Source organism: Planctomicrobium aquicomposti, assembly GCF_051466325.1.
Classification (GTDB): Bacteria; Planctomycetota; Planctomycetia; order Planctomycetales; family Planctomycetaceae; genus Planctomicrobium.
In genome coordinates, this window is sequence record NZ_CP195792.1 from 4,346,833 (window position 1) to 4,369,185 (window position 22,353).

Here is a 22,353-nt window from a genome sequence, read left to right on the forward strand (position 1 = left end):
TCCGTTCGAGAACAATGCGACGTTTCTGATTCTGCCGCCACTTTGCAATCGGGGCTGACCGGGAAATCCGGCTGAACCACCCGCGAACGTCCATTCGCGATTCTGTCTGTGCGTCGTGACCACAAGTCGATTTCGATTCGTCTCCCTTATTTTCTGCGAAGCGCCCGATGATTGATCCAGTCAACACGTGGAACCTTTCGGATTCTGTCGATCTCTACGAGATTGAACGTTGGGGGAACGGATTTTTCTCAATCGGGGCCAACGGCAATGTCCAGGTGCACCCGGACCGGGATCGTTCCCGCTCGATCGACCTGAAAGATCTCATCGACCGGCTGCAGGCCCGCGGACTCGATCTGCCGATTCTTGTCCGGTTCAACGGAATCCTGCAGGAACGCCTGCGGGAACTGCACGACGTGTTCGCCAAGGCGATCAAGGATCACGACTACAAAGGAAATTACGCCTGCGTTTACCCGATCAAGGTGAACCAGCAGCGGGAAGTCGTGGAAAAAATCATTCAGTACGGCCGTGACTACGGCTTCGGACTGGAAGCAGGGAGCAAGCCGGAACTGCTGGCGGTGGTCGCGATGACCGAACCGCACATGCCGATCATCTGCAACGGCTTCAAGGATGATGAATTCATCGAAATGGCTCTGCTGACCCAGAAAATGGGTCGCACCGTGATCCCGGTGGTGGAGAAGTACACCGAACTGGAACGGATTCTGGTTTTCGCGAACAAACTGGGGGTTCGTCCGCAGATCGGAATGCGGGTCAAGCTCGCAGCCCGTGGAGCGGGGCGCTGGCAGTCGTCGGGGGGCTACCGCTCCAAATTCGGACTGACCGTCGCCGAAATCCTGAAGGCACTCGAGCTGCTCGAAAGCCGCGGCATGGCCGACTGCTTCAAGCTGCTGCATTTCCATCTTGGCAGCCAGATCACCAACATTCGACAGGTCAAAGCGGCCATCAACGAAGCGGTCCGGGTGTACGTCGATCTGAAACGGCGGGGCGCTGGACTGGAATATCTCGACGTCGGAGGCGGACTGGGGGTCGATTACGACGGCTCACAGACCAACTTCCAGTCGAGCATGAACTACACGCTGCAGGAGTACGCCAATGATGTGGTGTATCACATCCTGACCGTCTGCGACGAAGCGGGCGTGCCGCATCCGAACATCATTTCGGAAAGCGGCCGCGCCGTGGTCGCGTTCCACAGCGTGCTGGTGTTCGGCACACTGGGAGTCACTCATCAGGGGGAACTGTCGGAGATCCCGGCGACCATTCCGGATTCCCATGAACAACCGCTCCACGACCTGATGGGCACGTATCAGGGGGTCACGCCGCGCAACGTCCTGGAAAGCTTCCACGATGCTCAGCAGGCCCTCGACATGACGATGAACCTGTTCAGCACCGGCTACCTGCCGCTGGAACAGCGGGTGCTGGCAGAGAATCTGTTCTTCGCCATCTGCCACAAGATCCGCAAGCTGACCGAAGACATGGAATATGTTCCCGACGAGCTGACCGGTCTCGACCGGATGCTCTCGGACCTGTTCTTCTGCAACTTCTCACTGTTCCAGTCGATGCCCGACAGCTGGGCCATTAAGCAGCTGTTCCCGGTGATGCCGATTCATCGGCTGCGAGAACAGCCGACCCGGCACGGGGTGTTGTGCGATATCACCTGCGACTCCGATGGCAAGATCGACACCTTTATCGATCGCCGGGACGTCAAACGGACGCTGCTCCTGCACGACCACAAAGAAAACAGCCCGTACTACCTGGGAGCCTTCTTGATCGGAGCCTATCAGGAAATCCTGGGGGACCTGCACAACCTGTTTGGCGATACGAACACCGTGCATGTCGACCTCAAAGAGGGGGAAGTGGTCCTCGAAGCGATCATCAAGGGAGAAACCGTGTACGAGGTGCTCGACTACGTCCAGTACCGGGTCCGCGACCTGATCGACAAACTCCAGATGCACGTGGAACACGCCGTCCGGCAGGGTCGCATCGGGAACGAAGAGGCGGGACACTTTCTCAAGTTCTACGAGGAAAGCCTGAACGGCTATACTTACCTGGAAGGGGCCCGTGCTCCGTAATGCAGGTGGCGGCTTCCTGTGACAGTTCAGCAAATTTCCATGGTGGGACAGCACGGCCACCACGGCGAGGAGGGCTCGTCCGCCCATCAGGTATTTGCAGCCCACTGTCGGGGAGTTAACAGGGTGCGATCGTCTGTGGAACGGGTGAAGGTTGCTCCGTGAGGAACTTCGGCCGGACGTCTGGCGAGGCTATGGTTCAGCAGCCCCGCAACTTGCGGCATACTGCAGGGTCTCACTGCAAAGATTCCCTGCCGAATTCCCTGCTGCGGGCCTCGACCTGAACGTCGGTCGCGGGGGACTGGAGAACGCGTGATGCTGCAGGAATCTCACTTCTTTCCGGCGAACAGAGTCCGCAGCGGGGAGGTTTGTCTGAAGCAATCGGAGTCGATTCCCCACTGTCCGTCCCCACCTGGAACTCAGCAATTCCCTGATCAGACCGGGGGCGACACGGGAAGTACCGAATTCCCAAGGTTGTCAACGACCGTTTCTTCCCCTTTCGTGGGTGTCGCGATGTCCCGACTGTGGCTGATCATTGCCTGGGGCTGTCTGATTCTGGTGAACACGTTCCCGGCATACGCCGAACTGACGCCGGACCATCGCAAAGAACTGCGCGAGCTGTCGACCCGCTTGCAGCAGGTCCCCGTGCACATCCGCAAAAAGGAGTACACGGAAGCGGACGCATTGCTGAAAGATGTGCAGAAGAAAGTCGACGACATCGTCGCTGCAGCCGGCATCGACTCCAGCGACCGGGCGCTCAAACCACTTCTCACAGCACTCGAACGTCAGAAGATCGCGCTCTCGAAGGCACAGGGAGCGGGCAAGGCAGCAGCCGGAGTCGACTTTGCTGCGGAAGTTGCCCCCATCATCAGCAGTCGTTGCCTCGACTGTCATGGTGCCGACAACCCGCGTGCCGGACTGCGGCTCGATACGTTCGCCAACTGGCGGCGGGGAGGCAAAAGCGGCATCCTCCTTCGTCCCGGCGCAGCGGATCGCAGTCTGCTCATCGCCCGACTGAAAGCCCCTGAAGACCGGGGACGGATGCCGCGCGGCAAACCGGCTCTCAGCGAAGAAGAGATCGACAAGATCGCCGCGTGGATCAATGGAGGGGCCAAGTTCCAGGGAAGCGACACCGCCAACCTCTCCGATCTGGCGTTTGAAGCGGAAAAGAAGACGCTCAATGTCAAACTCCCGGTCGCGACCGGCAATGAGAAGGTCAAGTTCACCCGGGACATCGCGCCGTGGTTCACAACCCTCTGCCTCAACTGCCATAACTCGAATCGCAAGTCGGGAGGACTTTCAGTCGAATCGTATTTCGACATCATGAAGGGGGGAGAAAGCGGCGAAGTCATTATCCCCGGTGATGCGGAAAACAGTCGGCTGTTCCGACTGGTCGGGGGGCTGGAACTCCCTCGCATGCCACAGGGGCAGGCACGCATCACGCGCAAGAACTATGAAGACCTGAAGACCTGGTTTCAGGAAGGGAACACATTCGACGGTCGCGACCCGCGGACCTCGATCCGGACCTTCGAAGCCCCGGCTGTCGATACCGAAGCAGCCAAGGCTCTTGCCCTTAGCGACGACGATTTCCGCAAGGCGCGACTCGACAAGACCCGCGAGCAGTGGCGACGCTGGATGGGCCGCGAAAAAAGCGAAGAGCTCCAGACAGAAGACTTCGCACTGATCGGCAATGTGACGGCACCCCGACTGCAGGAACTCTCGCAGCTGGCCGGTTCGCAATGGGCCGCGATGCGTCAGGCACTCGACGCCCCTGCCCACCCCTGGCGTGGGCGGCTGGCAATTTTTGTCCTGAACACCCGCGACGCCTATCAGACGGTGCATGAAGCCGCTTCTGAGAAGCGTCCGGATCGCGAGCAGCATGGCACGTTCCGGGTGACCGGGGGTCAGGCAGACGCCTTGATCGTCATTGAGGACACTGCGGATGACGAGGTCGGACAGACGCTCCTGCAGCAACTGACCGGCGCCTACCTGTCGCAGTCCGGCAGAACGGCCCCCCGCTGGCTGGTCCAGGGGCTCGCACTGGCGATGGATGACTCGCAGCTGCCCGAGGATCAAAAGCGGAAGATGCTGCAGACGGCGGCTTCGATCATCCCGACCGTCGCCTCTCCCGAAGAAGTTCTGGCAGACTCCTCGTTTTCGGCAGCGACGATGGACGCGGTCGGGTATGCCCTCGTCAAGTTTCTGCTGGCGAACGGGGGCTGGCCCAAACTCAAGCAACTCACCGCCGAGATCAGCGAAGGCAAGCCCCAACTAGAGGCCTTCAAGACCGTCTACGGCAAAGACAGTGTCGCCTTCGCACAGGCCTATCTTGCGAGCCTGAAGCAGAGATGACTCCGGACTTTTTCATTGTCGGCAGCGGTGCCATCGGACTGACGATCGCGTGGGAACTCGCCCGCACGGGAGCGTCCGTCACCGTCATCGACAAGGGGGCACTGGGACGCGAAGCCTCGTGGGCCGGCGCTGGAATGATCCCCCCCGGTGAACTGGGAACCGCTCCCGGCGGCCATCATCTGGCAGCTTACAGTTCCTCCCTTTGGCCCGAATTCACGGCGGAACTTCTGTCGCAATCGGGAATCGACAATGGCTATCGCCGTTGCGGCGGGATCACCATTGGAACCCCTGAAGAGGTCGCCCCGGCAGAAGCTGCCTGGAGCGATTTGCAGATCCCCCTGCAACGAGTGGAGGGACCAGAACTCCGCACGCTGGCCCCGGAACTCAACTCAGATTTTGAGTCCGCTCTCTGGTTTCCGACGTTTGCACAGGTCCGGAACCCCCGACAGCTGCAGGCTCTGACGGCAGCCTGTCGTCAGCTCGGCGTTCGCTTCGTCACCGGGGATGCCGTGCGGGAGTGGCAGCTCTCGGGCGAAACGATCACCGCCGCGATGACGGACAATTCAACGTATCACGCGGGCCGGTTTATCGTGGCGACCGGAGCCTGGACGACCCCACTGCTGCAGCCGCTCGGCTGGACCCCGCGCATCGAACCGGTGCGAGGGCAGATTGTGCTGCTCCGAACACCGTCACCGATCCTGAAGCAGGTGATCGAACGGGGAACCCGCTATCTCGTGCCGCGTGATGATGGTCGCGTACTGATCGGAGCCACAGAGGAACGTGTCGGCTTCGTGAAAGAGAACACGCTCGAGGGGATTCGCCTGCTCCGGGAGTTTGCCTGCAACGTCATCCCCGCGCTGCAGCAGGCGGAAGTGGAAATGACCTGGTCAGGACTGCGTCCATGGTCGGAAAGCAGACACCCCTGGATTGGCCGACATCCGGAAAGGTCCAACCTTTACGTGGCCGCAGGGCACTTTCGCGCAGGGCTGGCCAACTCGGTCGGCACAGCCCGGCTGCTGCGACAATGCATTTTCAATCAGTCGACGGACATTCCGCTCACCGACTTTTCGCCGGCGACGGGCTCTCCGTCTTAAGCTGGTCGTGGAAGACTTTGCGGAACTTGTCGAGCTTCGGCCGAATCACCGCCTGACAGTAGGGCTGGCTCCCGTTCAATGCGAAGTAATCCTGATGGTAGTCTTCCGCCGGATAGAACTCCTGCAGCGGCGAGACTTCAGTCACGATCGGATTCGCAAACGCACCCGCTGCGTTCAGCTTGCGGATGATCTCGTCCGTCGTCTTCTTCTGCTGTTCATTCTCGTAGAACACGACCGACCGGTACTGTGTCCCTTCATCGTGCCCCTGTCGATTCAACGTGGTGGGGTCGTGCGTCGCGAAAAAGACTTCCAGCAGCTTCTCGAACGGAACCACCTCCGGGTGATAGGTGATCTGGATCACTTCGGCATGTCCCGTCTGTCCTGTGCAGACCTGACGGTAGGTCGGATTCTTGACGACACCTCCGGAATAGCCGGAGACGACCTTGTCGACCCCCTTGAGTTCACGAAAGACCGCCTCGGTACACCAGAAGCAGCCTCCGCCAAACGTCGCCTTCGCTGTTTCCTTCGTCGGTTCTGCTGCCATTGCGTTCTCCCCTTCGAAGCTGAGAATCATCGTCGAAACCGCTGCCAGTGCGATTACGCTGAACCACCGCATCGAGAATTCTCCCTGTTGAATCTCTTCTGACAACTCCGGTCGCTGTCCGCTGCCTGATCGCGGAACAAATACCCATGCCAGAAAACATTTTGACTGTTGATTGCCCGTTCTGATGGGCCCATTCCCGTCACGCGGGCGTGGGCCGTTCCTCTTTCGGAGCCCCGCGGACCGGAGACTGGAACGAGCGACCCGTGCTATTCTACTCAGCCAAGCCGGCTGCGAACGCGGATTCCGGCAACTCCTTACCGGTAATCGCTTTAAATTGTGCATTGAGCTGGTCCCGAAAGATGCCGGTGACGTCGATGGTCCGGCAGCCGCGTGAGCGCGCTTCCAGCAACAGACTGCTTTCCACGGGAACATCGCTCAGGTCCAGCACCGTCATGGTCGGACGGAACAACGATGGATTGATCTGCCCATGACGGGTCCCCGCCTCGAGACGGGGATCGGCCAGCACAACGACGTCGGTCAATGTCTCGTACAGCTTCTGGAACGGGACATGACGGCATTCGCAGGCAGCGGCGATGCGCTGGGAGTCCTTGTCATCGGGTCCGACAATGCTGACCAGACCTTTCCGCTGCGTCACGGCATGGACCATCGACTGGGCCAGTCCTCCATTGCCAATCACCATGACATTCTGACGGGCAAGCGGTCGGTCTCCACTCCCTCCTCCCAGTGCCGCTTCCAGCGCTTTCAGCCCACTCCGCCAGAGCGTGTTGTAACCATGCCAGCCGTCGTCGCGTTTCAGCAGCAGGTTGATAAACCCACTGGCGCGATCCTGAGGATCGACGTGCTCGGCCAGTTCCAGAAATTCCCGACCCTGGTCCTGAACGATGATCGCCTTGATTTTCAGGACATCGAGCATCTTCTTCAGCTGCTTGATTTCCCCCAGCTGAATCGGCAGACAACGGACGTTGACATTCAACTGCTTGAAGGCCGCATTGAGAACTCGTGTCACCTTGGTCTGGGCAGGACCGAAACCGGCGATGGCGACAAACACCGTTTTCGAATTGATCTCATGGCAATGGTACGTCTCGTTGAGTTCAAAGACGGTCGCCTGCCCGGGATGGGCCTGCATCCCCTGCTCCAGCGCTGCGTAGATCCAGGGGGAACCATATTTGGTTCCCAGCAGCGAGAAGGTCAGTTCCGCGCGCCCCATGCCCATACCGACGACCGGCAGCCTCCGCTTCTGGCTGACCGCTGCGAGCAAGGGCCACGCTGCATCCAGATTGGGTGTCGGCCAGGTGAACTTCACGACGTCTGCCTTTGCGGCGGCCGCTTCATCGAAAACCGTTTCGAGATCCGACTCGGGGCGGTCGAGCCGCGTGAAACTGATCACTCGCTGTGTCTTCCCGAAGCGTGGCACACCGGGTGCGATGTCGAGATCGAGCTCCACATACGCCGGTCCGGCGACGATCGCCTGCCGCAGCAGAAACAGACGTTCTTCCTCCGTCCCCTGCCACTTTCCGCCATCCTGCGGACGCCGACAGGAAACGATGATCGGCTTGTCGACCGCAGTAACGAGGTCTTTGACATCCGGTTCTTTATGAAAGTGATCGAGACACAGCTCGATGATGTCCCCCATGCGGGCGGCATTGAGTAAATCGGCTTTCGCCAGCGTGCGGGATGTCGGAGTGACGGTAATGCAGATCATGGCTCAACTCCGGGAGCGAACCGAACAGACGGGGGGAAAGGAGCGCGCTGATGATAATCATTTCCACGATGCTTGTCGCGGAGCACATGGCCTGACCGTCAACGCATTTTCTTCCGAGCGCGGTCGCTCCGGTCCGCCTGTGCGGACTTTCAGCAATCGTCCGCGCAAAGTGGCTCACACGGGCAGGTACGCTGGCATCCCCTGCCGCGAGTTGGGAGCTACCGCTGCGGGATGGTGGAATGCCCGGCCGGTTGCACTTCGGGTGCCTCCTTAATGCCTGAGCTTCCTCGCAGGGCGCCGCTGAAGCCCAGCACTTCCGGATGGCGGGCCACTTTATCCGTAAAGACCCGCACGTCACGCAAAATCAGGTCGAGGTTCCCCATCAACACCGACATCGATGCCGCCGAACGGTTGAGATTGCGGTACAGCTCCGGATCTGACGCAAACTTCTGCAGCGAGCCATCGTTGGTGTTTACCGCAGTGGCGAACTTGTTCAGTTCGCGGAGCAGTGACTCGAGCTGAATCAGACTGCCGGAGAGCTTGCGGACAATCACGTCACTTTCCGCAGCCAGCGGCGCAGTCGCCTGCTGAATAACATCAAGATTGCGACCGACGTGTTCGATGGAACCCCGGGCCGCGGCGATCGTCTGGCGGGTTTCATCAGCGATCAGCGGGAGCGCTGCCGCAGTCCGTCGCAGGTCCTGCTGCAACTGGGGATCAGCGATCAGGGCATTGGCGTCAGCCAGGGTCTTGCTGGCCACTTTCAGCGTGTTCCCCGCCTCGGCAAAGGTCGTGGTCGCGGTCTCCATCGTGTGATTGAACTGGTCGAGTGCGAGAGCAGTGCGCTCAATGACTTCATCCAGCGTTCCGCGATTGGTCTCCATCAGGTTGTTCAGATTCCGACCGACCTTCTGCCATTCGCGGCTGGTCTCCTGAAAGGAGGCGAGTGACTGGTTGACGGAGGCCTCCATCCGCTGCACCACTTCCATCGGATCGCTGCCCGCCATTCCTTCCAGCCGCGACTGGGGAGGAATGAATTCCGTTGCTCGGCCCGATGTGAAATCGACCTTGGAGTCACCGAACAGTGAGCGGCTGATATGAGCCCGGCTGTCGACTCGCAGTTTGTGGTCGCCGTGAATCTCGACCACCACGAGCACCCCTCCATCACCATCATCGAGCAGAATCTCCGCCACCCGGCCGATCGTCAGACCGTTCTGCTTGACGGGGCTACCCGGCTGCAAGCCCGGCACTTCCTGAAAGTGAATCGCCAGCTGATATGTTTCTTTCCAGAGATCCTTCAGGTCGCCGAACTGGAGAATCAGCGCTGCCCCGACCCCGAGCGCGAGGACGACAAACAAACCGACCCGGAGTTGAAGTTGTCTTTCATTCATGAGGGGGACACCCATTCTCTCGCTGGCAGTTCTCACAGGGAGTGACCGACCGTGGCTGTTCGCTGCCGTCAGGCGGCGGCCAGTTCCGAAAGTCGCTCACCCGCTTCTCCACGAACAAACTGCGATACTCTGGAATCATCAGAATCGAAGGCAGCCTCGGCAGTGCCATCGTAAATCAACTGGGGTTCATCCGGTTCGAGCCGGGACAACGGATAGAACATCACGACGCGATCGGCGACCTTGCGGACGGTCACCATGTCGTGTGTCACCACAATACTGGTCACCCGTCTCCGCTCGCGCGTGCGGATGATCAGCTCGTTGATCACGTCACTCATAATCGGATCGAGACCCGTGGTTGGCTCGTCATACAGCATCACCTCGGGATCCAGCGCCAGAGCCCGGGCGAGGCCGACTCGCTTCCGCATCCCTCCAGAAAGCTCCGCCGGCATTTTGGGCCCCACAATCCGGGAATCGAGGCCGACATCCCGCAAACGGTCATGCACAATCTGACCGATTTCCGCAGGGGCGAGGCGGGTATTCTGCCGCAGTCCGAAGGCGACATTCTCGAAGACAGTCAGACTGTCAAATAGCGCCGCTCCCTGAAACAGGTAACCGAACTTCAGCCGCTGCTGGATGATTTCCCATTCACTGAGCCGACTGACGGGGCGGCCGGACCAGAGCACCTCACCGCTGCTCGGAGCGAGGAGATTCATCATCAGCTTCATGGTCACGCTTTTGCCACAACCCGATTCGCCGATGATCACCAGTGTCTTGCCCGCTTCCACCTCCAGATCGACATCCCGCAGGATCGGCTGCGAGCCGAACTGTCGCGAGATGTTCCGGAATTCGATGATGGCGGACATGGTCAGAAGGGGCTGGCAACGACAGGGGACGCTGTGACAGGCAACTCGCCGAGGGGTGACAATCAGATTGAAAACGACTTCTTCCAGAGCAGCGAATCGACCTCCATCAGCACCACCCCCAGCAGGAAGTCGAGTGCCAGAATCGCCACGAACGAATAGACAAAGGCCTCCGTCGCCGCCTGACCGACCCCCTCCGCACCGGCCCGGCTGTGAAAGCCGCGATGGCAGGCAATCAGCGAGATGGCCGCTCCGAAAAAGACGCTTTTGATAATCCCGCTGCAGATATCAAAGCCGGTGACGAAATTGCGGGAGTGGTACCAGTAATAAAATGACTCGACATCCAGCACCTGCGTGCTGAACCACCAGCCGGAAAGACAGCCGATGCCATCCGCGAACAGCGTCAGGAGTGGAATCAGGAGGAAACAGGCCAGAAACCGGGGAACCACCAGATAGGCGACCGGGTTCGCCCCCAGTGCCGTCAGGGCGTCGATCTGTTCGGTGACCCGCATTGTTCCCAGTTGGGCCGCCATGGAACTGCCGACCCGTCCCGCGAGCATGACCGCCGCCAGCACCGGTCCGAGCTCCTTCACCAGCGTCACATTCACCACAGTTCCCAGCTGGCTTTCCATGTGCATCAGCGCGAACTGCTCATACGCCTGCACGGCCAGCACCATCCCGATAAAGCCGCCGGTCACCAGAATGACCGGGACACTCTGCACCCCGATCTGGTACATCACCGGCCACAGCACATTGCCGCGGGGCCACCCGGGCAGCAACCAGCGTGCTGTCCGCAAAGAGAACAAGGTCAGGTCTCCCGCCAGCGCAATAAAATCGATGATCATCTTGCCGAGGCAATGAATGATCGTCGGGCTGCGATGCACTGTGGCGCCTGCGGACATAGCAATTCAGATGTTGTTCAGGTCTGTGAAAGCGGCCGATCCCGCGTCAGCTGGAGATCGAACGGGGCGGACTTTAGTCCAAATGCTGAAAATGGGTCGAGACCGATTACAGGCCGCAGGGGCCAGCTCCTCGACAGCGAGAAATATCGCCCTTCTCGCCCCCGGAGAAAAATCTCGACCGATTTCCCCCACCTTGCTTATACTCGCCGCCAACTGACAGAAGTGCATCAATGCCGGAAGGACGAATGCGACGATGGCCCGCCAAAAAACGATTCATGAAAAGCTGATGGAACTTGCGGGGAATCTCTGGTGGAGCTGGCAACCGGACGTGACGTCCATTTACCGCACGATCGATCCGAAACTGTGGTCAAAGCTCGCGCACAACCCCATTCTGCTGCTGCGGGAATATCCCCCGGACAAACTGGAAATCCGCGCGCGGGAGGAGGTGCTGCATTCGCGGATCAATGCTGCCTACCGCGACTGGCAGGAGTACTTGCAGTCGAAGAGCACGTGGGGCGATACGCACGCCGGGGTGCTGGGGTTCCGCCCCGCTGCTTATTTTTCAGCCGAATTCGGGCTCCACGAATCGATCCGCATCTATTCCGGCGGCCTGGGTGTGCTGGCGGGGGATCACCTCAAAAGTGCCTCCGATCTGGGGATTCCGCTGGTCGGAGTCGGTCTCTTCTATCACGAGGGTTACTTCAGCCAGAAGGTCGACGAGAATGGCTGGCAGCAGGAAGAGTATGTCGTCGCCGACCCGGCAGATCTGCCGATCACGGAAGCGACGACCAAAAACGGCACGCCGGTCGTCATCTCGCTGCAGACGCGGACCGGAACCATCCACGCCAAAGTCTGGCAACTGGAAGTGGGGCGGGTCACGCTGTACCTGCTGGACACCGATATTCCCCAAAACTCCGCCGAAGACCGGCGGCTGACTGCGCGTCTGTACGGCGGTGACCAGCGGACGCGGATTCGTCAGGAAATGCTGCTGGGAGTTGGCGGCGTCAAAGCGCTCTCAGCACTCGGCATCAAGCCGCGTGTTGTGCATATGAACGAAGGACACTCGGCATTTGCTCCGCTCGAACTGATCCGGATGCGGATGGAGGACGACGGACTTTCGTTCGACGACGCCCTGCGCGAAACGTCGGCGATGGGGGTGTTCACGACGCATACGCCAGTCCCGGCCGGGCATGACCGCTTCGACGGCGGACTGGTGGAAGAGCATTTCGGCCCGCTGCGGGACTCGTTGGGTCTCGACTACGAAGGCTTCCTCGGGCTGGGACGGGTTGATCCCCACAACCACGGAGAAACGTTCTGCATGACCGTGCTGGCATTCAAGACCAGCCGCCGCGCGAATGCCGTGTCGAATCTGCATGGGGTGGTCAGTCGACGGATGTGGCGGAATCTTTGGCCCTGGCGCAGTGAAGAAGAAATCCCCATCGGGCATATTACCAACGGCGTCCACGTGCCGACATGGCTCGCGCAGCAGATGCGGTTTCTCTATGACCGGATGCTCCCCGCCAACTGGTCGCAGAAAACCGGTGAACCGGAAGTCTGGGCCGAGTTCGAAAAAGTGAAATCGACCGAGTTATGGGAAACGCATCAGTCGTTGAAGAATCGCCTGATTCTGCATGCCCGCATGCTGCTGGCCAAACAGGCCCGGCGTTACGGCATGAAAGACGAAGTGGTCGAGGCGTTTCAGAACGTGCTCGATCCCCAGCACTTGCTGATCGGTTTTGCCCGGCGATTTGCCCCCTACAAACGGGCCGACCTGCTGATGCGGGACCTGGACCAGCTGGAAAGCATTGTCGCCGATACCAAGCATCCCGTGCAGTTCGTCTTCGCTGGCAAGGCCCACCCGGCCGATGATTTCGGCAAGCAGATTATGCAGCGGATCTATCGTCTGTCGCAGGAATCGTCGTTCAAGGGAAAGATCGTCTTTCTGGAAGACTATGACATTAACCTCGGCCGTCATCTGGTGCAGGGAGTCGATGTCTGGCTGAACAATCCGCGTCGGCCGCTCGAAGCGTCGGGAACCAGCGGACAGAAAGTGGTGCTCAACGGCGGGTTGAACCTGTCGGTGCTCGACGGCTGGTGGGCGGAAGCCTACGACGGCCAGAACGGCTTCGCCATCGGCGACGGCCTGATTCATGTGAATCAGGAAATCCAGGATCAGCGCGATGCGGAATCGCTGATGCACGTGCTGCTGAATGAAGTCATTCCGCTTTACTACGACCGCGATCAGGATGACCTGCCGGTCGAATGGATCCGACGAATGAAGCGGGCCGTCCGCACGATGGGCTGGCGATTCAACGCCGACCGGATGGTGATGGACTACGTGCGGGAATGTTACATCCCCGCATCGGGAAGCACCTCGCATGCGATGACGATCATTCCGTGATCCGCTGCTGACGTTGCTGCCGGATTGAATGGTTCTTCAAAATGACACACGCAGCGTCCATTTCTTAAACGGACGCTGCCTGTGGTTGTGATTGGCGATGCGGTTGAGGGCATTTTGACTTTTGATTGCCCCGTTTTCGCCATGCGAAAGTCAGCTTTTCACTAGCCGACCTCACACAGCGCGGGGACCGGGAAAGAGCAACCTGCTCTACCGGTCGTGAATGGAAATGACCGGCATCGTCAGAATGACGTTCTCCTGCTGCAGCAGGTCCAACTGCTGCAATGCGGCCTTCACCGACTTCACCCGCTGCGGGTCCAGCCCCTTCAGCATCGGTTCGATGGCGGACCACATGTCGGTCGACAGGCGGCGATCGTCCAGATCTTTCTTGGTCGCGACGTCTGCAAACAGTTTTTCCAGGAACGTGGTCTCTTCCGGGAAGGTCCGGACGTCATAGTCCTGCTTCAGCTCCGCCTTCTCAGCGGCATAGGCGATTGCATCATCGAGCGTCCCGATCTGGTCGATCAGCCCGAGTGCCAGCGCCTGCTCTCCGGTGTAAACCCGTCCGCCGGCGATCTCATCAATCGGCTTGGTCAGCTTGTCTTTTCGTCCTTCTTCCACATGCTGCTTGAAGACGCTGTATACGTCGTCCATCCACTTCTGCAGCTCCTCTTTGTCACCTGCGGTGAAGGGCAGTGAGGACTTCAGCAGTCCTGCCCGGGCTCCGCGCTGAATCGGATCGAAGGTAATTCCGATCCGCTCCCACATCTGCCGGGTGGCCAATTTGCCGGCGACGACACCGATCGAACCGGTGATCGTGGTTTCATCGGCGAAGATCCGCTCGCCACGGCAGGAGACATAATACCCGCCACTGGCTGCCAGTCCCCCCATCGAGACAATCACCGGCTTCTTCGACTGGACGTTCTCCACAGCACGCAAAATGATTTCACTCGCGGTGGCGGATCCCCCCGGGGAATTCACACGCAGCACCACCGCCCGGATGCGAGGTTCATCCGCGACTTTACCGAGCGCTTTGCGAATCTCCTCACTGAACGCCCCCTCTGCGGTGCCGAAGGCGCTGACCGCCGGCTTCCCCAGCATGATCGGCCCATCCACGTGCACAATCGCCACGGCGTTGCGCGTCGGCTTCGTCGGCTTGGGACCGGAGATCAGTTGTGCCCATAGCTGCAGCGCGGCAAAGGGATTATCCACATCCAAATGGGGACCCGCTTTCTTCCCGTAGCGGCGATCCAGCTTCACCGTGGCGCCATGCGTTTCCTTCACAAAGGCCCACAGCTGTTCGCGCGTCTCGACAGCGTCGGTCAGCCGGGCTTCCTGTGCCGACCGGGCGGAAAACATTCCCTGATCGATCCACTTCCGGACCTGTTCCTCATCCACGCCACGTCCCGAGGCAATCATTTTCTGAATGCTGCTGTACATGCTGTCGAACAGCCATTTGTACATCTCCGCGGATTCAGGGCTGGGCCCTTTCCGCATAAACATTTCCGCAGCGCTCTTGTAGCTGCCGCAGGTGAGAAAGTCGGGCTGCACGCCAAGCATGTCGAGCAGACCCCGCACGAACATCTGTTCGCCATAGATGCCGTTCACCCAGGCATCACCGACCGGCGAAAGACTGATGCGGCTGGCATTCACCACCATCAGATAACTGCCGGTCGTCAACGAATCGGCATGGGCATAGACCGGCTTCTTGTCTTTCAACCGCTTGATGCACTGCTGCAACTCTTCCGACTGGAAGGTGCTCATCGACGGGCTGTCGAGCAACAGCACGACGGCCGCCACGTTGTCATCCTTGCCTGCTTTATCGAGCCGGGAAATCAACGCCCGCAATGATTCTCCCGTCGCGGTCCCGAACAGACCATCATCGGACTTCGGCTGATCGGTGATCGGGCTGTTGAATTCAAAAACCGCCACCGTTCCCGGAGTGGTCGGCTTCTCGTCGGCGGCACGGGCCGTTGCGGCAGATCCGAAGATGAGCCAGGCGAGCGCGATTGCGGTGACCAGGCTGCAGACCCGACCGGTTCGGCGGGCCCAGACGTTCTCCAGTCCGTGATGGCTGCACATGTCACTTTTCTCCATACAAGTTCATTTCCAGACGTGACTTTACTCTACCGCTTCCGGATGTCGACCGCTATCAAATGGAGCAGCTCGCAACTTACCACTGCCCTGTCGGTTCTCCGTCGACTTGGGGAGCGATGCTTCCGCCCGCCCTCTTCGCAGCCCACGGTCGCAGCCTCCGGGAAGCGTTCCATCCAGTTTACGAAATTTCCCCCAACGAAGCGGAACGAATCTGTGAACTCGATTCTGAAGCGATTCACATCCATCGACTGGATGACCGCCGGAAAATGGACCGGACTCTCCGTGCTGGTCGGTTTGATTTCCGGGTTGGGGGCAATTGTCTTTCAGTACTTAGGGCAGTTCGTCACCCACATTTCACTGGCCCGATTCGCCCGGTTTGCCCCCCGTGAGGCGGCGGGGGAACATTCACTTTTTCACAACGGAGAACTCACGGACCCCGATCCCCTCATGATGATTCTGATCATGACGATCGGGGGTCTGCTCTCGGGTCTGCTCGTCTATACGTTTGCGCCCGAAGCCGAAGGACACGGCACTGATGCCGCCATCGACGCGTTCCACAATCGTCGGGGAAGGATTCGCGCCCGCATTCCGTTCGTCAAGACCCTCGCCTCAGCATTGACGCTGGGAACAGGAGGTTCGGGGGGACGCGAAGGCCCGATCGCCCAGATTGGGGCGTCGTTCGGCTCGTATCTGGGGCACCTGCTTGATCTCTCGGCCCGCGACCGGCGCATTCTGCTGGCAGCCGGAATCGGTGCGGGGATCGGCTCCATTTTCCGGGCTCCGCTCGCCGGGGCAATCTTCGCCTCCGAGATTCTCTACAGCGAATCGGACTTCGAGGCGGAGGTCATTATCCCGGCAGCCACCGCTTCGGTGATTGGCTATTCCGTCTATACGCTGGCCTTACCGGCATCGGTCCGCCACCTCCCTCTCTTCGGGACGGCACTGCAGGACTATACCTGGTCTTCGCCGCTGGAACTGCTCCCCTATGCGATCCTCGCCTGTGCACTCGTGCTGGTCGCGGCTTTCTACATCAAAACGTTTTACGGCGTGCAGAAACTGTTCGGGCTCCTCCTGTTCACCAAGAAACTGCGTCCGGCACTGGGGGCTGCTCTCGCCGGAGGGATCGGCCTGGGGCTTTATTTTGCGAGCAATCGCAATCCGCAGTCACTGGCAGTCCTGGCGACCGGCTACGGCACGCTGCAAGATGCCTTGACCGGCGCCGCCGACCTCGGTGTCGGCTTGTTGCTCACGATTGCCGCTGTGAAGATCGTGACCACGTCCCTGACAATTTCTTCTGGCGGTTCGGGCGGTGTGTTCGGTCCGTCGATCGTGATCGGTGGCTGCGTCGGCGCTGCGCTGGGTCTGCTGTTGCAGCAATTCTTTCCAGACCTTGTCAAACAGCCGGAAGCCTATGGACTGGTCGGAATGGCCGGCTTCTTCGCCGCCTGCGCTCACGCCCCCTTCTCCACGATCATTATGGTTTCGGAGATGACCGGCGGCTACGGACTGCTGCTGCCGACGATGTGGGTCTCCACCATTGCCTTTGTGCTCGGGAAGCCGTGGAAGCTCTATTCCCGACAGGTGCCGACCCGACTCGATTCCCCTGCCCACCGGGGAGATTTTCTGATCGACATTCTCCAAGGGATCCGCGTCAACGAGGTCGCCGAACCTCTCGCTTCATTGCAGATCGTTCCGGAATCGATGTCGTTGCGGGAGATCGTTCAACTGATTGCCGGCACCACGCAGAAGTGCTTTCCGGTCGTTGATGCGAACGGAAGCATGATCGGCCTGTTCAACGATCGGGATGTCCGGGCCTATCTGTTCGACCAGTCCCTGTGGGCATTGTCCAACGCCCGGGATGTGATGCACGATCACGTGCCCAGCCTCACGCCCGACGATGACCTGAATGTCGCGATGCGGACGATGGTCGCCACCGGTGCCGAAGAATTGCCCGTGGTCGATGCGCAGAACCGCAGCCGGTTACTGGGAAGCATCCGTCAACAAGCGATCATTGCCGCCTATCATCAGAAACTTTCCGAACTGGAGCAGTCCGTGGCGGAGACCCGGTGACCTGACGCCGGAAATCGTTTCGCCCCTTAACTGCAAACTTCACGGCAGAACAACCGACTTGCGATACAATCGTTCCGGTCTCTCCCCTGTCGGGGAAAGGGGGCCTCCCGGGGCGTGAACCACCGCACCTGATTCTGTACAATTCGTCCTCAGTCCTTTCCTGACTCAGACCAGATTCGGAAGTGATATGCCTGTTCGCGGCGTGCGCGGTGCCATTACAGTTGAAGAAAACAGCACCAGTGAAATTCTTGCAGCAACCCGGGAGTTGCTCGCCGAAGTTCTCGCGCGGAATGAGCTGCACGATTTTTCCGAGATCGTGTCGGCCATTTTCACCACGACCCCCGACCTGAATGCCTGCTTCCCGGCTGAAGCAGCCCGCGAACTGGGAATGTCACAGGTGCCGCTCCTCTGTGCTTCGGAAATTGCGGTACCGACCGGACTGCCGAAGGTGATTCGCGTCCTGCTGCACGTGAACACCGACAAAACCCAGGCGGAACTGCAGCACATTTACCTGCGTGAAGCCCGTCGGCTGCGCAAGGATATCGCCGGGGCCCAGTAATTGGGCACGCCGCATTCCCGGTCCGTAACCCCTCCCGACTCCGCTGAAAGTGGCTTCTCGCATCGCCCTGTGGATTTCCGTGACGGAATTCCGTTTAGGTGAGTGCGAACTGCGTTGTTGACCTGCGAACGCAGCACTTTTAGAGTCAGGAGAGAGTGATTTCCCCCTGCAGCTCCCGAGGAATCCGAATTCCTGCGGCGAAATGCCTCCGCTCCACGTGAAGAGGCGAGGGAGAATCTGGCTCCAACGGCTCCCAGGCAGACCGGAGAGCATCTCATGCGACATCGCTGGCGACAGGCTGTCTCGCGAGCCCTGAAAAGGTCAGGAGCCGGCAGCTGGTCCGAGAACCGGTTCTGCCTGCTGCTCGAAGCGTTCCTGTGGACGATCGGCTACCTCCTGGGGCAGGGATTCATTCTGGTCGGCCTGGTCGCCCTGTTTCTGACAGCCGCTTACGGTCTGCACTGGCCCGACCGCGACTCGATCATCTCACTCATTCTGGAAACGGATCTCGACCGTTCGTTCCTGCTGGTCGGGGCGACCAGCCTGGGGGTGATCCTGCTCCTGATTCCGGCGATTCGACTTCGTGAAGGACGAGAATTCCGCGAACGGATCGGCTGGCGGTACCCCTGCCGGGAAGAGATTGTCTATTCGCTGGCGACCGTGATTCCCATCGCCATGCTGGGCGACCTGATCTACGACGCCAGCAGCGCCTGGTGGCAAGGGGCTCGTCCGGTTTGGCCCTTCGCTGCCGCTCTCCGGGAGTCCTCTCTCGAACACCTTTACAGCACGTTCCAGGGTGTCCCTTATCATGTGTTAATTGTGGCAATGGCACTGGGACCGGCTATCGGTGAAGAACTGGTCTTTCGGGGAATTCTCGGGCGACGGCTGGTGGCCCGGTTCGGCCTCCCGGTGGGAGCCTGCCTCTCAGCGATCTGCTTTGCAGCTGCCCACGGTTCTCCTCCTCACGCAATTGCGACCTTGCCGGTCGGCGTGCTGCTGCAGGTCCTGTACACGCAAACCCGCACGATCTGGGTGCCGATTCTGGTCCACTTCTGCAATAACCTGCTCGCGATTTCACTGGTCCGATTTCAACTCGCGACCGACGCTCCCCAGCATCCGCTGCTGATTATCTCCCTGTCGGTGTATATGACGATGATTCTGCTGCTGATGCGCACACGTCGGAACTCCTGGATCATTGTTCGATAGCGACCCGGAACATTGAACAAGGTCCTGTGCGGCCTGTTCCGTTCGGATGGTTCGTCACCCCTCAACCATTTCATTCCGTTCCCTATCAGCCGTCAGCCAATGAGTGCCAGAAACAAGCTCACGCTGGCGATGCTGCTTGTCGTGGCGACGACACTGGTTGGCTCACTTGTCGCTGCGCTGCGGGAGTTCCGGACCATCACAGCCCAGAAGGAGTCCAGGAACACTCTGGTCCTGTTCAAACTGGCAAAGGATGCGCTGGCTGCTGCGGAATGCCCTGAAGATTACTGGAACGACACGGGAACGACTTCGTGGCGGTATGGGTTCGCCTGTGCGTTGTTCGACAGTGAAAACCGCTTTCGCACCGAATACCCCGAAGCCGTCCAACCGGTCGACGTCTTATTCCCCTATCCCTGTCAGAGGCCGGTCTTCTACGGTCGACAGGGACTCCGCGTGGCGGCAATCCGGCACGTTGATGATGTCCAGACGGCCGCCGATCTTCCTCCCGCACGTCCCTCAATCTTCTATTATGGGAAGATGCCTGCGGTCGACTGGACCACCTGCTGCGATCTGTATTACGACAACCAGAAGGTCTGGTTTGGACAGCCTGATCAGGTCCTTGAACCGGTCGACGGACTCGGAGAATTTCTGGTTCTCACCCCGGACGGGACAATCGATTCCATTGGGGAGCGGCAGCCTGCCCGCCGCCTGATCGAGCTCTTTGAACGTTCTCGCCAGGTCGATGCGCGAAGAGCAACGCCGATCAGGAACCTAGGGAGTTGACGAAGGCGACACGCCTCCCAGCATGACATCGACGTCTCCACGAGTTGCGTCCGGATTGCATCTTGAGATCCGGACAACTTGCGGTACAAGTAGGAGAGACTCGTCTCCCACTCTCTGATCACGGAAAACCAAGAGCTATGAGCCATTTCCAATACCGCCGTCTGGACAAGAAGAACGCCGCCGTGTTGCTGGTCGACCATCAGTCGGGGCTGTGCAACATCGTGGGGGATTTCGGTCCCGACGAATTCAAGAACAATGTGCTCGCGCTGGCTCACGCCGCCAAGTATTTTCAGCTGCCAACGATTCTGACCACCAGCTTTGAACAGGGGCCGAACGGGCCGCTCGTTCCTGAACTGAAAGAACTCTTTCCGGACGCGCCCTACATCGCTCGCCCCGGCCAGATCAACGCCTGGGACAATGACGATTTTGTGAAAGCGGTCAAAGCGACCGGCAAGCGACAGCTGATCATCGCCGGTGTGGTGACGGAGGTCTGCGTCGCCTTCCCGGCGCTCTCCGCACTGGAAGAGGGCTACGAGGTTTTCATCGTGACCGATGCCTCGGGAACGTTTAACCTGACAACGCGGAACGCTGCCTGGGAGCGGATGCAGGCTGCGGGGGCGCAGCTGATCAGCTGGTTCGGCATGGCCTGCGAGCTGCATCGCGACTGGCGGAACGATATCGAAGGGCTCGGGACACTCTTCTCGAACCACCTGCCCGCCTACCGGAATCTGATCACCAGTTACAACGCGAAGAAATAGAGCTGGTGCTCGATCCAGCGCCCGCGCAGCCAGCGTTTTGTATGGTGCAACGCTGGCATCCGCGTGGCGACGACGGGGCAGTCAACAGGCTTGAGCGTTGCCGCGAAACTCTGACGAGCGGGCCCCTGCCCTGGGGCCCGTGACTTCCGGGCTGATCAGATCTACGGGGAAACAGAATTCGCCGTGGCGCTGCGGGTACCGGTCATGGTATCGCCCACGGTCCACTCGGCCCCGTTGCGGATGACCCGACGATACAGCGTGTCCCGTTCCACCGGTTCGCAACCGGCTTCGCGAATCAGGCGATGCAGTTCCGAGACCGTCAGCCCTTCGGGAGTCTTGGCACCGGCATCGTGGTAAATCAGCTCGTGGACCACCGTGCCGTCCAGATCATCAGCCCCAAAGCCGAGCGCGACCTGTGCGGTCTTCTCGCCCAGCATGATCCAGTACGCCTTGATGTGGTCGAAGTTATCGAGCATCAACCGCGACAGGGCGATCATCCGCAGATCCATATGCCCGGTCGGCTTGGGGATGTGGGACAGCCCCGTGTTTTCCGGATGGAATGCCAGGGGAATGAAGGTCTGGAACCCTCCGGTTTCATCCTGCAGGCTGCGCAGCCGGCAGAGGTGATCGATCCGGTGCCGGGCCTCTTCGATATGCCCGTAGAGCATCGTAGCATTGGAGCGCAGCCCCAGTTCATGAGCAGCGCGATGAATCTCAAGCCAGCTGTTGGAATCGGCTTTGTGTTCGCAGATTTTTGAACGGACCTCTTCGTCGAAGATCTCCGCTCCGCCGCCCGGCAGGCTTCCCAGTCCCGCCTCCATCAGCTGTTCCAGAATCCAGCGGTAGGGCTTTTTCGTCAGGTGCGCAAACCAGCTGATCTCCACGCCGGTCCAGGCCTTGATGTGAATCTCCGGCCAGGTGTCACGGATGGTGCGGATGACATCCACATACCAGTCGAACTTTTTCAGGTGGTGAAGGCCGCCGACGACATGAATTTCCGTCGCCCCGTTGGCCTTGGCTTCCAGCACACGGGCCCGGATGGCATCTCCCTCGAAGATGTAGCTCTTTTCTGCTTTCAGGTCAGACCGGAACGCACAAAAGGTACAACGGTAGACGCAGACATTCGTCGGATTGAGATGGACGTTGGTGTTGTAGTACGCCACCTGGCCATGCCGGCGAACCCGGTCCCGATGCGCGAGGGCTCCCAGCGTCATCAGGTCGGCATGCTGATCGAGATACAGGCCGTCATCAAAGGTCAGCCGTTCGCCTGCTTCAAAGCGTCGGGCAATGTCCTGGAGGCGGCGGTCCGTCGTCATGATATCCATGGCAGTCACAGCAATTCAGGGAAGGCGTTACGGCAGAGAAACCGCAATGACCTCATCAGATTAACAGGTTCTCTTTTGATTCAACAGCAGCCCGTCAGGCTCCAACTCACGACCGAGTCAGCATGTCTTCCCGCTGTTGTGTCCCCTCCAGCGGCGACTCGTTAAACGAACAGGCGACCTGACATTCCCGCCAGATCGCCTGCCTCCTGG

The 22,353-nt window shown here is 59.8% G+C and carries 16 protein-coding genes; 9 read left to right on the forward strand and 7 right to left on the reverse strand.

Going from position 1 to position 22,353, the window contains the following annotated elements:
- The first annotated feature begins 167 nt into the window (after positions 1–167).
- The 3 genes from speA (at position 168) to thiO (ending at position 5,530) form a co-directional block, all read left to right on the forward strand.
- Entirely contained in the window at positions 168–2,087 is a 1,920-nt protein-coding gene (gene speA, locus SH664x_RS16820) for a biosynthetic arginine decarboxylase (protein WP_437202845.1), read from the forward strand.
- A 510-nt stretch (positions 2,088–2,597) separates the two neighbouring features.
- Complete coding sequence (locus tag SH664x_RS16825; protein ID WP_437202847.1) at positions 2,598–4,436, forward strand: c-type cytochrome domain-containing protein; 1,839 nt, start codon at positions 2,598–2,600, stop codon at positions 4,434–4,436.
- Positions 4,433–5,530 (forward strand): glycine oxidase ThiO, encoded by a 1,098-nt coding sequence (gene thiO / locus SH664x_RS16830; protein WP_437202849.1) that lies wholly within the window; start codon positions 4,433–4,435, stop codon positions 5,528–5,530. The genes SH664x_RS16825 and thiO overlap by 4 nt, the downstream gene beginning before the upstream one ends.
- Here thiO and msrA read toward each other — a convergent pair.
- The 5 genes from msrA to SH664x_RS16855 all read right to left on the reverse strand — a co-directional run bounded on the left by msrA (position 5,493) and on the right by SH664x_RS16855 (position 10,950).
- A complete protein-coding gene (gene msrA / locus SH664x_RS16835; RefSeq protein ID WP_437202851.1) occupies positions 5,493–6,146 on the reverse strand; it encodes a peptide-methionine (S)-S-oxide reductase MsrA in 654 nt (217 codons plus the stop codon). The genes thiO and msrA overlap by 38 nt on opposite strands.
- A 199-nt stretch (positions 6,147–6,345) precedes the next feature.
- Complete coding sequence (locus SH664x_RS16840) at positions 6,346–7,797, reverse strand: type I 3-dehydroquinate dehydratase (RefSeq protein ID WP_437202853.1); 1,452 nt, start codon at positions 7,795–7,797, stop codon at positions 6,346–6,348.
- A gap of 218 nt (positions 7,798–8,015) precedes the next feature.
- Entirely contained in the window at positions 8,016–9,188 is a 1,173-nt protein-coding gene (locus tag SH664x_RS16845; protein WP_437202855.1) for an MlaD family protein, read from the reverse strand.
- A gap of 68 nt (positions 9,189–9,256) precedes the next feature.
- Positions 9,257–10,051, reverse strand: a complete 795-nt coding sequence (locus SH664x_RS16850) for an ABC transporter ATP-binding protein (protein ID WP_437202857.1) — start codon at positions 10,049–10,051, stop codon at positions 9,257–9,259.
- A gap of 62 nt (positions 10,052–10,113) precedes the next feature.
- The gene (locus SH664x_RS16855; RefSeq protein WP_437202859.1) at positions 10,114–10,950 is read right to left on the reverse strand and encodes an MlaE family ABC transporter permease; all 837 of its coding nucleotides are present in this window, start codon (positions 10,948–10,950) and stop codon (positions 10,114–10,116) included.
- 253 nt (positions 10,951–11,203) lie between these two features.
- On the opposite strand from SH664x_RS16855, the gene glgP reads away from it, so the two are divergent.
- The gene (glgP, locus tag SH664x_RS16860; RefSeq protein ID WP_437202861.1) at positions 11,204–13,351 is read left to right on the forward strand and encodes an alpha-glucan family phosphorylase; all 2,148 of its coding nucleotides are present in this window, start codon (positions 11,204–11,206) and stop codon (positions 13,349–13,351) included.
- Between the two features lie 207 nt (positions 13,352–13,558).
- Here the strand turns inward: glgP and sppA are convergent, their stop codons facing one another.
- Positions 13,559–15,430 (reverse strand): signal peptide peptidase SppA, encoded by a 1,872-nt coding sequence (sppA, locus tag SH664x_RS16865; protein ID WP_437202863.1) that lies wholly within the window; start codon positions 15,428–15,430, stop codon positions 13,559–13,561.
- Positions 15,431–15,658: 228 nt separating this feature from the next.
- On the opposite strand from sppA, the gene SH664x_RS16870 reads away from it, so the two are divergent.
- The 5 genes from SH664x_RS16870 to ycaC all read left to right on the forward strand — a co-directional run bounded on the left by SH664x_RS16870 (position 15,659) and on the right by ycaC (position 20,818).
- A complete protein-coding gene (locus tag SH664x_RS16870; protein WP_437202865.1) occupies positions 15,659–17,515 on the forward strand; it encodes a chloride channel protein in 1,857 nt (618 codons plus the stop codon).
- Between the two features lie 187 nt (positions 17,516–17,702).
- A complete protein-coding gene (gene aroH / locus SH664x_RS16875) occupies positions 17,703–18,074 on the forward strand; it encodes a chorismate mutase (protein ID WP_437202867.1) in 372 nt (123 codons plus the stop codon).
- Positions 18,075–18,350: 276 nt separating this feature from the next.
- Positions 18,351–19,280, forward strand: coding sequence for a CPBP family intramembrane glutamic endopeptidase (locus tag SH664x_RS16880; protein ID WP_437202869.1), 930 nt, complete (start codon positions 18,351–18,353; stop codon positions 19,278–19,280).
- Between the two features lie 99 nt (positions 19,281–19,379).
- Positions 19,380–20,060: a hypothetical protein gene (locus tag SH664x_RS16885; protein WP_437202871.1), complete on the forward strand. Its 681-nt coding sequence runs from the start codon at positions 19,380–19,382 to the stop codon at positions 20,058–20,060.
- 137 nt (positions 20,061–20,197) lie between these two features.
- Complete coding sequence (gene ycaC, locus SH664x_RS16890) at positions 20,198–20,818, forward strand: isochorismate family cysteine hydrolase YcaC (RefSeq protein WP_437202873.1); 621 nt, start codon at positions 20,198–20,200, stop codon at positions 20,816–20,818.
- 161 nt (positions 20,819–20,979) lie between these two features.
- Here the strand turns inward: ycaC and mqnE are convergent, their stop codons facing one another.
- A complete protein-coding gene (mqnE, locus tag SH664x_RS16895; protein WP_437202875.1) occupies positions 20,980–22,134 on the reverse strand; it encodes an aminofutalosine synthase MqnE in 1,155 nt (384 codons plus the stop codon).
- Positions 22,135–22,353: the final 219 nt, after the last annotated feature.